Origin of the sequence: Type-D symbiont of Plautia stali, from assembly GCF_001485335.1 — a bacterium.
Taxonomy (GTDB): Bacteria; Pseudomonadota; Gammaproteobacteria; order Enterobacterales; family Enterobacteriaceae; genus Pantoea; species Pantoea vagans_C.
Genome location: NZ_BBOC01000035.1, coordinates 12,900 through 26,657 on the forward strand (window position 1 = coordinate 12,900; position 13,758 = coordinate 26,657).

12 protein-coding genes are annotated in these 13,758 nt (G+C 55.9%); 3 read left to right on the forward strand and 9 right to left on the reverse strand.

Annotation, left to right across the window (positions count from 1 at the left end; all coding sequences use genetic code 11):
* Positions 1-73 precede the first annotated feature (73 nt).
* Entirely contained in the window at positions 74-967 is an 894-nt protein-coding gene (locus tag PSSD_RS12795; protein WP_058972481.1) for a LysR substrate-binding domain-containing protein, read from the reverse strand.
* Between the two features lie 152 nt (positions 968-1,119).
* On the opposite strand from PSSD_RS12795, the gene PSSD_RS12800 reads away from it, so the two are divergent.
* Positions 1,120-1,719 carry a glutathione S-transferase family protein gene (locus tag PSSD_RS12800; protein WP_058972482.1) on the forward strand — a complete coding sequence of 200 codons (600 nt, stop codon included), beginning with the start codon at positions 1,120-1,122 and terminating at the stop codon, positions 1,717-1,719.
* 28 nt (positions 1,720-1,747) lie between these two features.
* Here the strand turns inward: PSSD_RS12800 and PSSD_RS12805 are convergent, their stop codons facing one another.
* Positions 1,748-2,770: an LLM class flavin-dependent oxidoreductase gene (locus PSSD_RS12805; RefSeq protein ID WP_039335111.1), complete on the reverse strand. Its 1,023-nt coding sequence runs from the start codon at positions 2,768-2,770 to the stop codon at positions 1,748-1,750.
* Between the two features lie 216 nt (positions 2,771-2,986).
* On the opposite strand from PSSD_RS12805, the gene PSSD_RS12810 reads away from it, so the two are divergent.
* Both PSSD_RS12810 and PSSD_RS12815 read left to right on the forward strand, forming a co-directional pair.
* The gene (locus PSSD_RS12810; RefSeq protein ID WP_058972507.1) at positions 2,987-4,036 is read left to right on the forward strand and encodes a fatty acid desaturase; all 1,050 of its coding nucleotides are present in this window, start codon (positions 2,987-2,989) and stop codon (positions 4,034-4,036) included.
* On the forward strand, positions 3,933-4,718 hold the full coding sequence (locus PSSD_RS12815; RefSeq protein ID WP_439654601.1) for a phosphate/phosphite/phosphonate ABC transporter substrate-binding protein: 786 nt from the start codon (positions 3,933-3,935) through the stop codon (positions 4,716-4,718). Before PSSD_RS12810 ends, PSSD_RS12815 begins: the two co-directional genes overlap by 104 nt.
* A gap of 26 nt (positions 4,719-4,744) precedes the next feature.
* On the opposite strand, the gene PSSD_RS12820 is transcribed toward PSSD_RS12815, so the two are convergent.
* From PSSD_RS12820 to PSSD_RS12850, 7 genes are all read right to left on the reverse strand, one after another.
* Positions 4,745-6,082 carry an LLM class flavin-dependent oxidoreductase gene (locus PSSD_RS12820; protein WP_058972484.1) on the reverse strand — a complete coding sequence of 446 codons (1,338 nt, stop codon included), beginning with the start codon at positions 6,080-6,082 and terminating at the stop codon, positions 4,745-4,747.
* 13 nt (positions 6,083-6,095) lie between these two features.
* Positions 6,096-7,700, reverse strand: a complete 1,605-nt coding sequence (locus PSSD_RS12825; RefSeq protein WP_058972485.1) for a dipeptide ABC transporter ATP-binding protein — start codon at positions 7,698-7,700, stop codon at positions 6,096-6,098.
* Positions 7,697-8,530, reverse strand: coding sequence for an ABC transporter permease (locus PSSD_RS12830; protein ID WP_058972486.1), 834 nt, complete (start codon positions 8,528-8,530; stop codon positions 7,697-7,699). Before PSSD_RS12830 ends, PSSD_RS12825 begins: the two co-directional genes overlap by 4 nt.
* Positions 8,527-9,519, reverse strand: coding sequence for an ABC transporter permease (locus PSSD_RS12835; protein WP_058972487.1), 993 nt, complete (start codon positions 9,517-9,519; stop codon positions 8,527-8,529). The genes PSSD_RS12830 and PSSD_RS12835 overlap by 4 nt, the downstream gene beginning before the upstream one ends.
* 13 nt (positions 9,520-9,532) lie before the next feature.
* The gene (locus tag PSSD_RS12840; RefSeq protein WP_058972488.1) at positions 9,533-11,146 is read right to left on the reverse strand and encodes an ABC transporter substrate-binding protein; all 1,614 of its coding nucleotides are present in this window, start codon (positions 11,144-11,146) and stop codon (positions 9,533-9,535) included.
* Between the two features lie 29 nt (positions 11,147-11,175).
* Positions 11,176-11,691: a GNAT family N-acetyltransferase gene (locus tag PSSD_RS12845; protein WP_058972489.1), complete on the reverse strand. Its 516-nt coding sequence runs from the start codon at positions 11,689-11,691 to the stop codon at positions 11,176-11,178.
* Positions 11,692-11,887: 196 nt separating this feature from the next.
* On the reverse strand, positions 11,888-13,495 hold the full coding sequence (locus tag PSSD_RS12850; RefSeq protein WP_058972490.1) for an ABC transporter substrate-binding protein: 1,608 nt from the start codon (positions 13,493-13,495) through the stop codon (positions 11,888-11,890).
* Between the last annotated feature and the right edge of the window lie 263 nt (positions 13,496-13,758).

Genomic DNA, 13,758 nt, shown 5'->3' on the forward strand with positions numbered 1-13,758 from the left:
TTGCCCTGATGCGTCCTGAAAACAACAAAATAACCCCAATAACTCTAAAATGCAATATTAAGAGTTATTGGGGTTATGAATTCAACATTCCCTGATACCTTATTACCTCCTCCTCCAGCCATGTTATAAAGGCTGCTCCTTCCGGTGATGTCGAGCGATCCTTTCGGGTTACCAGCCAGTAGGGCCACGGGTAGTCAACGCTGACAGGGCTTAACTGCACCAACTCACCGCGCTGTAACGCATCATGAACCAATGAAAGACGTTCCAGAGCAATACCCTGCCCCAAGCGGACTGCCTGAATAATCAGATTGGAATCATTTATCACCAAACCGCGCGGCGTAATAGATTGCTGCAGCCCAGCGGCTTCACACCAGTCGTTCCATGATTCAAGCGTGAAAAGAATTTCACTGGCCGCGATTTGTTGAGGAGTTCGAGGTAGATCACCTCCATTGAAGTGAGGCGCCGCCACCACAATCAGGCGATCGCTAAATAGCTTCTGGCTTAGCAGACCCGCCCATTCTCCCTTACCCATCCGAATCGCAATATCAGTGCCTTCCTGCTGAACATCACTCACACTAAGGCTGGCCTGCAGCCGTAAGTAGATATGGGGAAATTGTGCCTGGAAGCCCGTTAATCTGGGTATTAGCCAGTGGCTGGCAAATGAAGGGACCATCGAAAGCGATAATTCCGCCCGTCTGGGTTTAACCTGAACTTGCCGTGTGGCATCAGCAATACGGGCCAGGGCTTCGCGGATTTGCAGCGCATAAAGGCGGCCTTCCTCGTTGATTTGTACCCCGCGCACCTGGCGGATAAACAATCGCACGCCTAACAGCCCTTCTAATGCCTTTATCTGCTGGCTGATTGCTGAATGCGTCACACTGAGTTCACTCGCTGCGAGAGTCAGACTGCCTAATCTTGCCACAGATTCAAAGGCACGCAGCATCGCAACAGGGGGAAAATCCGACATAATCAAATTCCTGATCGACCATTTTTCGCCACAGCCTGCCATAGCTGATGTAAGTTTTACTAACAAATTTACTAATAAGTCGTCGCTGGTCGTCGTGCTGTCAGCCCGTTAATGTTGAACATCTCAATTTGCCAGATTAACAAGGAGTTTTAATGAAACTGATTGGCATGCTGGATTCACCCTACGTCAGAAGAGTCGCCATTTCTCTGGAAGCTTACGGCATTGCATTTGAGCATCACCCCCTTTCAGTGTTTGGTGATTACGCACGATTTGCTGCAATCAATCCTGCCGTTAAAGCACCCACACTGGTGCTGGATAACGACACCGTACTAATGGATTCGACGCTCATTTTGCACTATCTGGATACCCGCGCTCAGTCCGGGCATCGCCTATACCCTTCTGATGACACGGCGCTGGCCGAGGATAGCCAACTGCTGGGATTGGCACTCGCCGCCAGTGAAAAAGCCGTGCAGCACGTGTATGAACATCGCTTGCGTCCGGAAGATAAGTGGCACCAACCGTGGATAGAGCGTGTGACGCAGCAATTGCTCGCGAATTGCGCGTTATGGAATGCAGCGATGGAGGGGAGAGCGCTTAAACTGGACCAAGTGGCGATTACCAGCGCTGTCGTATGGAGTTTTATGCAACTGGTGGTGCCGAACGTGGTGGATGCACAGGCTTATCCCCATTTGCACGCGTATGCACAACAAATGGAAGCACTGCCCGAATTTTTAAAATATCCCATGAATTAGCGGGCGTGCCTGGCACGCCCTGCGAAAATTAACGCCAACCTAATTCCGGCGCGACATGGGTCAGAATGCTTTCCATGACATGCGCACAGTAATCCACGCCCAGCTGGTTCGGGATGGTGAGCAGCAGCGTATCCGCTTCTGCAATTGCTTCGTCCTGCGCCAGCTGTTTGATCAGTTGCTCAGGCTCAGCGGCGTAGCTACGGCCAAAGATGGCGCGGGTTTTCTCATCGAGGAAGCCCACGGAATCCTGATCTTGTCCACTACGACCAAAGTAAGCACGGTCGATGTCATTAGTCAGCGCAAAGATACTGCGGCTGACGGACACACGCGGCGTGCGCTGGTGACCTGCTGCTGCCCATGCTTCACGATATGCACGGATCTGTTTCGCCTGCTGAATGTGGAACGGCTCGCCGGTTTCATCATCTTTCAACGTTGAACTTTGCAGATTCATGCCCTGCTGCGCTGCCCACACGGAAGTAGCATTCGAACCTGAGCCCCACCAGATACGCTCACGCAGCCCTTCAGAGAACGGCTCCAGACGTAGCAGACCCGGCGGGTTCGGGAACATCGGCTGTGGATTCGGTTTAGCAAAACCTTCACCGCGCAGCACTTCCAGCAACTCTTCGGTGTGACGACGGCCCATATCGGCATCGGTTTCGCCCTCTTTCGGGTTAAAACCAAAGTAACGATAACCTTCAATCACCTGCTCTGGGGAGCCACGGCTTAAACCGAGCTGCAGACGCCCGTTGGAGATCAGGTCTGCCGCACCGGCATCCTCCGCCATATACAGCGGGTTTTCATAACGCATGTCGATCACGCCAGTACCGATTTCGATGCGATTGGTTTTTGCCCCCACCGCCGCCAGCAGCGGGAAAGGTGAACTCAGCTGACGCGCAAAGTGGTGAACGCGATAGTAAGCCCCATCAGCGCCCAGCTCTTCAGCGGCGACGGCTAAATCGATGGACTGCAATAACACATCCTGCGCGGAACGGGTGGCAGACTGTGAAGACGGGGTCCAGTGACCAAAGGATAAGAAGCCAATTTTTTTCATGGTGAAATTCTCCTCGTGGGCCAGACTCGCCCGCACGTAATAGATTAAGTTTCGATGGAGAGAGGTTACGCCAGGCGTGAGGTGACTGATAGCCAATAGTTTTCGCGCGCTTCATCAACTTTTTTGCATAAGTCATAAAAACACGGTCTTTGTGTCGCGAACAGGGTTGCCGCATCGTGCAGGTAATTTCAGCGCATCGCAGGTTTATTCATCTTCATGGCTAACGATTATATCAACGGACAACAACGCGCCGTGGTGCATCAACTGGCACGCAGTTGGCTATGGCGCAGTGAGTTGCCCACCTGGTTGTTAATCATCACCGTGTATAGCGGCTGGTTTGCCTGCGTGATGTTTTGGCAAACGCTGGGACTGTTCGCCTCTACTCTGCTGTTGATCGTACTGACGACCTGGTACATGTCGCTGCAGCATGAACTGATCCACGGCCATCCCACCCGCTACCCACGTTTCAATCAGCTGCTGGGGACCTTGCCGCTAGCTGTGTGGTATCCCTATGGTTTATATCGCGATTCGCATCTGGCGCACCATCGCAACCACACCCTGACCGAGCCGGATGAAGATCCAGAAACCTATTACTTGTCCCCTGAACGTTGGGCACAACTCAAGCCCTGGCAACAACGCGTGGTTCACCTCCGCAATACCTTTCCCGGACGGTTAATGCTGGGGCCGCTGCTGGATATCGCGGCCACGATGAAGACCCTGGTGCAGGCACGAGCGCGGGCAGACATTGCCATGTGGTTGATTCACTTGACCTTGCTGGCGGGCCTGTTTTACTGGATGCTGCAGCAAGGATTCTCACCACTGTGGTTTGTTGGCGCAGTGAGTTACCCCGCACTGGCGCTCACCAAAGTGCGATCTTTCTATGAACATCGCGCTGAAGACGCGCCGCTGGCACGCTCGGTGAATAACGAAGCCGCATGGCCATGGCGCTTGCTGTTCCTGAATCTCAACTATCATTCTGTACATCACGATCTGCCCGGATTGCCGTGGTACGGGTTGCGTAAAGTCTATCTGCTGTATCGCGAAGGCTATCATCAGCGCAACCAGGGTTTTCGCGTCGCCGGTTATGGCGAGTGGTTAACGCGCTTTTGGCGCCAGGCGGTCAACGTCAACGCCCATCCGGGAACGCACAAGGATGCACAGCATGCCGATCATCTCTTTACCGATGTACGATATCCATCACCCGACGACGCTGGGCCTGACCTCAGCGCTAACGACGCTGCTGGCGCAACGCGGCGTGCAGGCTGAGGTCGAATGGCACACCGACCTGTTACCCCACTGGCGCGATGAGAATCTGCTGCTGAGTCATACCTGCGGCTATCCCTTGGTGGCGTTACTGCCCGATGTGCAGTTGGTCGGCGCGTTTCAGTCCAGTGCACAAGGCTGTGAGGGATTGCGCTACCGCAGTTGGCTGGTGGCTCGTCAGGAAGATGAAAACCTCAGTCTCAGTGATTTCCGTGGCCGCCGCGCGGTGGGCAACAGTGTTGATTCGCACTCAGGTTACAACGCATTGCGTTACCTGGTCGCACCGCTGGCGCAAGAAGGTACCTTCTTTAGTGAAACGCTGCTGAGTGGCAGCCACCGTCAGTCGCTGGCGGCGCTGCGCGACAATCGCGCGGACGTGGCGGCGATTGACTGCATCACCTGGGCGCTGTTGCGTGCGCATTATCCTGCAGAACTGAGTGGGCTGGAGATCATTGGCGAAACGCCACTGTGTGCCGCGCTACCGCTGATCACCTCGGCCAAAACAGATGCCACTACGCTTGAGCAGTTGCGCAGTGCGCTGAACGAACTGACCTCGGCTAAACAGTACCAGCCGCTGATGGCACAGAGTTTGATTAGCGGATTCGCAGTACCTGAACGGGCGTTTTACGATGAGGTGCAAGCCTGGGAGGATCAGGCGGCGGAATATGGTGTAACTGTGCTTTAAGGTCGCCATTTATGGCGACCAACATGTCACGCCACCTGCTGGCGGCGCTGGGCGGCGAACTGGTTTTCTGGCGTGGCTAACCCCAGATTTTCCCGCAAGGTATCACCCTCATATTCGGTGCGATAAATCCCGCGCGCCTGCAACAGTGGAATCACCTGCACCACGAAATCATCAAATGCGGTTGGCGTGCCGCCGCGTACGATAAAACCATCCGTGCCGCCTTCCAGGAACCACTGCGCTAAACCATCAGCAACCTGCTCGGCAGTGCCGAGGAAACTGGGGCGCGGCGTGGCTTCTTCTAGCGCGGCCTGACGTAAGGTTAAACCGCGCTCACGTGCGTTCTGTTTAATTTTGTCCGTCGTACTGCGGAAGCTGTTCTCACCCAGTTCACCAATATCCGGGAACGGTGCGTCCAGAGGATACTGACTGAAATCGTGATGTTCGAAATAACGCCCCAGATACTCCAGCGCTTTATCGATGGTGACCAACTCGGCGGTCTGCTGATAGCGACGTTCTGCATCCTCCTCGCTATCGCCAATAATCACGCTAATGCCCTGGAACACGCGGATATCATCGGCATCACGGCCGCGAGCCACCAGACGACGGCGCACATCTTCACGAAATTCACGCGCCTCTGCTAACGTCTCCTGACGGGTGTAGATGGCATCCGCCGCTTCCGCCGCAAAGGCTTTACCCGCTTCAGAGGCGCCTGCCTGGAACACGATCGGTCGTCCTTGCGGTGAACGCCCCACATTTAACGGCCCCTGCACCGCAAAATATTTGCCCTTGTGATTCAGCGTATGCAGCTTGTCATGATCAAAAAATTGACCGCTGGCTTTATCACGCACAAAAGCATCTTCTTCCCATGAATCCCACAATCCTTTCGTCACCTGAAGATATTCGCTGGCAACACGATAACGTTCATCATGTTCAGGATGTGTATCACGCGAGAAGTTTTTTGCCGACCCTTCCAGCGGAGACGTGACGACATTCCAGCCCACCCGGCCACCGCTCAACTGATCGAGGCTGGCAAACTGACGGGCCACGGTAAAGGGTTCGCTGTACGAGGTGGAGAGCGTGGCGACTAAACCGATTTTCTGCGTCACCAATGACAGTGCCGACAACAAGGTAATGGGCTCGAATCGGTTCAGGAAATGCGGGATCGATTGTGCTGTGATGTACAGCCCGTCCGCAACAAAGAGGAAATCGATTTTCGCCTGCTCCGCTTTGCGCGCCAGATCCAGCACATAATCGACATTGATGCTGGCATCCGCTATCGCATCGGGATGACGCCATGCCGACATATTGCCGGATACGCCCTGAATAATCGCTCCCAGCCGCAGCTGGCGTTGTGTCTGACTCATCTCATGCTCCTTTTTATGCGTGTGCGGGCTGCCAGTCGGGGATCACCGGCAGCGCCTGTAACAGTTTTTGCGTCCACGGATGCTGAGGCGCGGCAAACACCTGCGTCAGGTCTCCGCTCTCAACTATCTGACCGTTTTGCATCACCAGTACGCGATCCGCCAGATGTTGGATCACGCCCAGATCGTGAGAAATAAACAGCAGCGCCGTGCCGTGCTCGGCTTGCATCTCGGCCAGCAGATCCAGCACCTGCGCCTGTACAGACACATCCAGGGCACTCACCGGTTCATCGGCCACCAGTAGCGCGGGATTGGGGGCAAACGCGCGGGCAATGGCTACACGTTGACGCTGACCACCTGAAAGTTGCTGCGGATAACGTTGCAAGAAGCGATCGCCAAGCTGCACTTCATCCAGCAACTGACGCACACGTTGACGCCGCGCATCGCCATAAATGCCCACGCTATCGAGGGTTTCGCCGATAATTTTTTCCACCGTATAGCGCGGATCGAAGGAGCTGAACGGATCCTGCGCAATCAACTGCAATCGGGCACGACGGGCACGGCGCGCTTTCTCGGGCAGGCGATCCCAACGCTCACCTTCCAGCCGTAACGTACCGCTATCCGGTTCCGTCAAACCCATCACCACTTTCACCAGCGAGGTTTTGCCCGATCCGGACTCTCCGACCACACCCAGGGTTTCCCCCGCATGCAAAGTGAAGTTGATGTTGTTCAACACCAGACGCTCACCGTAGGCTTTGTTCAGGTTGATGCCCTCAAGCAAGGGCGCGTGGCCTGGCGTAGGGCGCGGCGGTAACGGCGTCGGTTCAGCGGCACTCAGACGCAGCCCGCGTGTAGCCGGTGTCGGCACCGCCCGCAGCAGCCGTTGCGTCCAGGCATGTTGCGGACGTTGCAGCAGCGGCTCGCTGTGTCCCTGCTCCACCACTTCGCCATCACGCATCACCAGCACGCGATCCGCCAGTTCCGCCACCACCGCCAGATCGTGACTGATCAGCAGCAAGCCATGGCCGTCACGGCGGCGTTGTGCCAGCAGTTGCAGGATCTGGCGCTGCACCGTCATATCCAGCGCGGTGGTGGGCTCATCGGCAATCAACAGCGTCGGGCTGCCCGCCAGCGCAGTGGCGATCAGTGCACGTTGCCGCTGGCCGCCAGAGAGTTGATGTGGATAACGCGCCAGCCGACTTTCCGCATCGGGGATACCGGCGGATTTCAGTAATGCCAGACTTTTTTCCTGCAATCCCTCGCGATGCCCGGCAGCACGTAACGCATCGGTTAGCTGCTGTCCGATACGGCGCAATGGATCGAGTGAGACCAGCGCATCCTGCAGCACATAGCCAATGCGACGCCCGCGCAGTGCCTGCCAGTCACCGCGCCTGGCATCACGCATATCCCGACCATCAATGTTGAAACGGTCGGCGGTGAGCACCGCACCTTCGGGCAGTAACCCCAGCAAACTGCGGGCGGTCAGGGTTTTTCCCGATCCCGATTCGCCCACCAACGCCACCGATTCACCCGGCCACACTTGCAGAGAGAGATTCTTCACCACCTGCTGCGCCCCAAAACGGATGCTGAGATTCTGGATATCAATAAACGGCTGGCTCATGCGTTTCTTCCTTCAAAACGGGCCTGCCAGTGGCGGCCAAGCGTATTCACGGCAATCACCGTCAGGGTGATAAACACGCCTGGCCACACCGCAATCCACCAGGCGTTACGCAGATAGTTGCGCCCTTCGGCCAGCATCAGGCCCCATTCGGCGGTCGGCGGCTGCGGCCCCATGCCGAGGAAGCTCAAACCGGCGGTGCCGATGATGGCAGTACCCAAACCCAGCGTGGCTAAGGCCGGAACCTGTGCAATGGCGTGCGGCAGAATATGGCGGGTGATTAACGTGAATCTTGAAAGTCCAAACGTCCGCGCCTGTTCAACGTAACCAGAGGTCATGACGGTGTAGGTTTGCGCTCGCACCACGCGGGCAAAACGCGGCACCGAGGCCACACCGAGGGCAATAATCAGGTTATTGGTACCCGGCCCGGTAAAGGCGATCAGCATTAACGCCAGCAGCAGATCGGGGAATGCCGATATCACATCCACCGCACGGCTCAGCAATTCATCAACCACGCCGCGCACCAAGGCGGCAATCAACCCCAGCAGGGTGCCAAACAGCACGGCCAGCGCCATCGCCGCCACACTGATTAACAGGGAATAACGGCTGCCGTAAATCACACGCGTAAGCAGATCACGCCCCAGTTGATCGGTACCGAGCCAGTGCGCGGCCGATGGCGGCAGTTGTGCATTAACCGGATCGGCCAGAAGCGGATCGTTATGAGTGAGTACGCCCGGTGCGATTACCGCTGTCGCCAGTAGAAGCAGATAGAGAATCGCCAGCCACACAGCGCCAGGCAGTGCTGTCGGCAGACGTTGCAGTGCCGCGATCATGATTTGCTCTCCCCACGCAGGCGAGGATCGATCCACAGCGACAAGATATCGACCAGGGTGCTCATCACCACGTAAATCAGTGCTGACAGAATGGCTACCGCCAGCACCACCGGTAGATCCTTCGCCAGCACCGCATCCACCGTGAGTTTGCCGAGACCAGGACGACCAAACACTTGTTCAGTGATCACCGCACCGCTGAGCAGGCCACCCACCAGCCAGCCGGTTAACGTCACCGCCGGTAAGGCCGCATGGCGCAGCGCATGACGCAGGCGAATCGTGGTTTCCCCCACGCCCCACGCACGCAGTGTCAACGTAAAGGGAGCATCCAGCGCCCGCTCCAGTTCGCGCCGCAGCAACTGCGCCATCACCGCACCCTGCGCCATTCCTAATGCCAGCGCCGGGAGCACCAGTGATGACAGTGAGCGATCCCCGGCCACAGGGAACCAGCGCAAGGTGAAACTGAAGATAAACAGCAGCACGATGCCCATCCAGAAGGACGGCGTGGAAGCCAGCAGCAGCTCAACACTGTTGGCAACACGACGACCGATGCGGCGATGTGCCGTTGCCACCGCCATCACTACCGCAAACAGAATGCTCACCAACAGTGCCGCCAGGGTTAACTTGATGGTGGGCCACAGTTGGGTGGACAACAAATGGCTCACCTCGGTGTTAAGCATGTAGGAGCGCCCAAAGTCGCCATGCAGCACGCGCCACAGGTAGTGCAAATATTGCCACCACAGCGGTTCATTCAGCCCCCACTCGGCACGGATCGCAGCTTCAATTGCCGGGGTCCGCAACTGTTCACCAATCAGCAAACTGACAATATCACCGGGTGCCAGATGCACACCAAGAAACGCCAGTGACACGGCAGCCCATAGCACCAATACGCCGCCGAGCAGGCGACCGACAATACGACGCGACAGATCACTGCGCCACAGAGCGGGCTTACGCGGTCGCGGTGTGCGGGTGACGATGCTTTCCAGACTCATCTTCGCCTCCTGATTAATGGTCACTTAGCCAGATGTCGTATGCGTTCTCAGGCATCTGTTTGTAGCTGCGAAAACCTGCGCCGTGCACATAGCGGGCGGCGGCAATCTGATCTTCTGGCTCATACAACGGGATCGCCAGCGCCTGATCTGCTAACGCGTAATGCTGAAGCTGACTGTAGAATTTGCGACGTTGATTGATATCCAGCGTGGCGGCGGCCTGATCTAACCAGCCGTTGATTTCAGGGCTGTTGACCCGGCTGTAGTTAATCGCGCCACCGGCGTTAACCGGGCGGTAGTGGTTTTCAATATCGATGCCGTCGGTCTCCGTATTGGAGTTGGCGATCGAACCAAAGTGACCGCTGTTGCGCACCTCGGCATAGGTGCCGGAATCGACGTAACGCAGTTTGATCTCGACGCCGAGTCGTTGCCGCGCCTGAGCCTGAATCGCCTGCAACAACACATCACGCTGATCGCGCACCGTGGCCTGGGCTTGAATCACTTCAATACTCAGGCGCTGGCCGTCTTTGCTGCGAAAACCTTCGCTGTCTCGCGTTTGCCATCCCGCCTCGTCCAGCAGCTTATTCGCCGTCGTGGGGTTGTTGCCGTACTGGCCTTCCAAATCGTTGTTGTAGAGCGGATCAACCGGTGAGGTGATCCCCCATGCGCGGGTACGCTCGCCGCGATACACCGACTTCAGCAACGGATCGATATCCAGTCCCTGCAGCAGCGCCTGGCGCACCTTCACATCTTGCGTGGGACCATATTCCACATTCAGAAACAGCGAATAGGGTGTGCCGGTGTTCAAGGCATGTTGATAGGTAAAATCCGGGTTGTCTTTAAAGGCACTGGCATCGTTGCCGGAGATGCCTTCAATCACGTCCAACTGCCCAGACAACAATGCACCGGTGCGCACCGAGGACTCTGGCAGGAAGCGATAGGTCACGCGATCCAGATACGCCGGGCCTTGATGATGTGCGGTGGCCGGTGCCCAGTGGTAATGCGGATTGCGCACCAGTGTCAGCTGCTGACCCTTTTCGTAACTCTCGATGATGAAAGGCCCGGTTCCCGCGATCTCTTTACCGCCCGCCTTGAGCTGGGGTGAGTGCCAACTGGCCGGTGCCAGAATCTGCAACTTTGCGGCAAAAGAGAGGAAAGGCGCGTAACCCTGCTTCAGGGTAATCACCACCGTGCTATTGTCGGGCGTCTCCACGCTGGCAATGCGGGCACTCAGTCCACAGATACTGGTTCCTGCGCAATATTTTGGGTCCTGTACATGGCGAAAGTTCTCCGCTACCGCGTTGGCATCAAGCTTTTCGCCGTTGGAGAAAGTGACGTCACGACGCAGCGTGAAACGATAAATTTTGCCATCCGGGCTCACTTCATAGCCCGTGGCCAGCCAAGGCACAAAACTGCCATCGGTGCGTCGTGCCAGTAGTGATTCCCAGACATTACGCAGGGTGACTTCGGCTTTAGATTGCCCATTCAACTGCGGGTTTAACGGTGCCGGTTCGGTTTCTACGCCATAGGTCAGTGAGCCGCCACTGCGCGGTTGCTCTGCAGCGAAGGTGTTTAACGTACTCAGCAGGCACGCCAGCCCCAGCGCCAGCGTGATTGAATTCGCTTTCATAATGTCCCTGTTGTTTTTGATGATGTGAATCAGGCAATGTTGGCGATGGGCTGCGGGTTGAATTCCTTTTTCAGGAATACCAGCGCTTCGCCCAACGCATTGGTGCGGTGATAAAACGGCTGATAGCCGCGACGCAGGTAAAGCTCACTGAGCCAGGGATGTTTAGTCGCCGTGGCCAGATACACGCCAGGCGCTTTAAGCGTTTCTTTCAGCAGCGTCTCTTCGGCATAGCTGATGATCTCGCGGCCATAGCCTTGACCTTTGTAGTCTGGATCGACGGCAAACCAGTGGATAAACGGCAGCGACGAGGGCGCATCGGTTTCTTGCTGCCAGGGGAAACGCACGGTCACCGTCGCCACAGCCCGTTTCCATTTGCGCAGCACCAGTACCGTCTCCTGTTCAATGACGCGACGAACCTGCTCGACGTTGCCTTGAGATATGGTGAAATGCACATCCAACGCCACCAGCGATGCGTAAGCGCGTTGCAACAGGGCAAAAATTTCGTCGGCATCGTCCGGTTTAGCAATTTGAATAGATTGGCTCATCTGCGGGTTTCCTGAATTTATCTGCAGGGAATTATTGAAATCCGCCGAAATAAAGTAAAACGAGAATAGTGGCAATGGATTTGTTAATTGTGGGAATCGCATAAGCGAAAATTAAATAAAGGTCGTCATCAATGACGACCCTACAATACGTTCGTATGATTTTCGTAGGGTGCGCATTTATGCGCACCTGGCGATATTAATGTTGACTCAACCACACATCGTAAACGCTTTCCGGCATCTGCTTATAACTGCGGAAACCATAACCATGCACGTAACTGGCGGTGGCAAGCTGATCTTCCGGTTCATACAGTGGAACCGCCAACGCCAACTGCGGTAAAGCGCGTTGCTGCAACTCACTGTAATACTGGCGGCGCTGCTTCAAATCCAGCGTCGCGGCGGCTTGATCCAACAGCCCATTGATACTGGCATCATTGACGCGGCTGTAATTAATCGCTCCACCCTGCGCAATGGGGCGGTAGTGGTTTTCAATATCCACGCCGTCGGTCGGTGTGTTGGAGTTAGCGATGGTGCCAAACTTGCCGCTTTTACGCACGTCCACATAGGTACCGGAATCCACATAGTTGAGTTTGAGATCGATTCCTAACCGTTGACGCGCCTGTGCCTGAATCGCCTGCAACAACACATCTCGCTGGTCGCGTACGGTGGCCTGCGCCTGAATCAACTCAATGCGCAAGCGCTCACCGTTTTTGGTGCGATAGCCCTCACTGTCTCGGGTTTGCCAACCCGCTTCATCCAGTAGTTTGTTAGCGGCATCCGGATTATTGCCGTACTTCCCTTCCAGCTCATTGTTATACAGCGGATCAATCGGTGACGTGATGCCCCAGGCGCGGGTACGCTCGCCGCGATACACCGATTTCAGCAGCGGATCGACCTCCAGCCCCTGCAACAAGGCCTGGCGCACTTTGACATCCTGTGTGGGGCCGTATTCGACGTTGAGGAATAGTGAGTACGGGGTACCGGTATTGAGCGCGTGCTGGTAGGTAAAATCAGGGTTGTCCTTGAATTCACCCGCGTCGTTACCGGAAATGCCTTCAATCGCATCCACCTGACCGGAGAGCAACGCCCCGGTGCGCACCGAGGATTCCGGCAAGAAACGATAGGTGACACGATCGAGATAGGCCGGTCCCTGATGTTTCGCGGTGGCCGGTGCCCAGTGGTAATTCGGGTTCTTCACAAAAGTAACCTGCTGGCCCTTCTCGTAACTTTGCAGGATAAACGGCCCGGTACCGGCAATCTCCGTGCCACCCGATTTTAGCTGCGATGATTTCCAACTGGAGGGGGAAAGGATTTGCAGCCCCGCCGCGAAGGAGAGGAACGGTGAATAGACCGATTTCAGTGTAATCACCACCGTGTGATCGTCGGGCGTTTCAATCTTGTCGATGTGCGATCCCATCAGGCACAGGCTGGTACCGGCGCAGTACTGCGCCACCTGAGTTTGGCGAAAGTTTTCGGCCACGGCGTTGGCATCCAGCTTTTCGCCGTTGGAGAACGTCACATCGCGGCGCAGATTGAAGCGCAAGGTTTTACCATCCTCGCTGGCTTGATAGCTCTCCGCCAGCCACGGCACAAAACTGCCGTCTGGACGGCGGGCCAGCAGCGATTCCCAGAAGTTGCGCAGCGTGATTTCGGCTTTGTCCTGCCCGTTAAGTTGCGGGTTGAAGGTGGTGGGTTCAGTTTCGACACCGACCGTCAGACTACCGCCGCTAACCGGTTTATCGGCAGCAACGGCATTGCCCAGCAGGCAGGCGAAACCCAGAGCCAGAGTAATTGCGTTCGCTTTCATATTATCCTTGGTGATTGCAGGTGTTATTTTAAATAGCCGCATACCGGCTTGATTTATATTTCCCGCTGAATTATTAAAATTCGGATAAATAAATGTAAAACGACAATATTGGCTATCGATGTGATGAAATGGTTTAAAGGAAACAAACGAAATAAATTACGCTTCAACGCTCGTAGGGTCGCCATTTATGGCGACCTAAAACCCTGTGCGCATGAATGCGCACCCTACGGATCGTGCGTTTACATAAAATTGCGCAATAAATT

What these genes read in the sequence shown, in the direction of transcription:
- PSSD_RS12840 (WP_058972488.1), bottom strand. Translation starts at nt 11,146, where the DNA reads ATGAAAGCGAATTCAATCACGCTGGCGCTGGGGCTGGCGTGCCTGCTG.
- PSSD_RS12810 (WP_058972507.1), top strand. Translation starts at nt 2,987, where the DNA reads ATGGCTAACGATTATATCAACGGACAACAACGCGCCGTGGTGCATCAA.
- PSSD_RS12850 (WP_058972490.1), bottom strand. Translation starts at nt 13,495, where the DNA reads ATGAAAGCGAACGCAATTACTCTGGCTCTGGGTTTCGCCTGCCTGCTG.
- PSSD_RS12820 (WP_058972484.1), bottom strand. Translation starts at nt 6,082, where the DNA reads ATGAGTCAGACACAACGCCAGCTGCGGCTGGGAGCGATTATTCAGGGC.
- PSSD_RS12835 (WP_058972487.1), bottom strand. Translation starts at nt 9,519, where the DNA reads ATGAGTCTGGAAAGCATCGTCACCCGCACACCGCGACCGCGTAAGCCC.
- PSSD_RS12800 (WP_058972482.1), top strand. Translation starts at nt 1,120, where the DNA reads ATGAAACTGATTGGCATGCTGGATTCACCCTACGTCAGAAGAGTCGCC.
- PSSD_RS12805 (WP_039335111.1), bottom strand. Translation starts at nt 2,770, where the DNA reads ATGAAAAAAATTGGCTTCTTATCCTTTGGTCACTGGACCCCGTCTTCA.
- PSSD_RS12830 (WP_058972486.1), bottom strand. Translation starts at nt 8,530, where the DNA reads ATGATCGCGGCACTGCAACGTCTGCCGACAGCACTGCCTGGCGCTGTG.
- PSSD_RS12845 (WP_058972489.1), bottom strand. Translation starts at nt 11,691, where the DNA reads ATGAGCCAATCTATTCAAATTGCTAAACCGGACGATGCCGACGAAATT.
- PSSD_RS12815 (WP_439654601.1), top strand. Translation starts at nt 3,933, where the DNA reads ATGCCGATCATCTCTTTACCGATGTACGATATCCATCACCCGACGACG.
- PSSD_RS12825 (WP_058972485.1), bottom strand. Translation starts at nt 7,700, where the DNA reads ATGAGCCAGCCGTTTATTGATATCCAGAATCTCAGCATCCGTTTTGGG.
- PSSD_RS12795 (WP_058972481.1), bottom strand. Translation starts at nt 967, where the DNA reads ATGTCGGATTTTCCCCCTGTTGCGATGCTGCGTGCCTTTGAATCTGTG.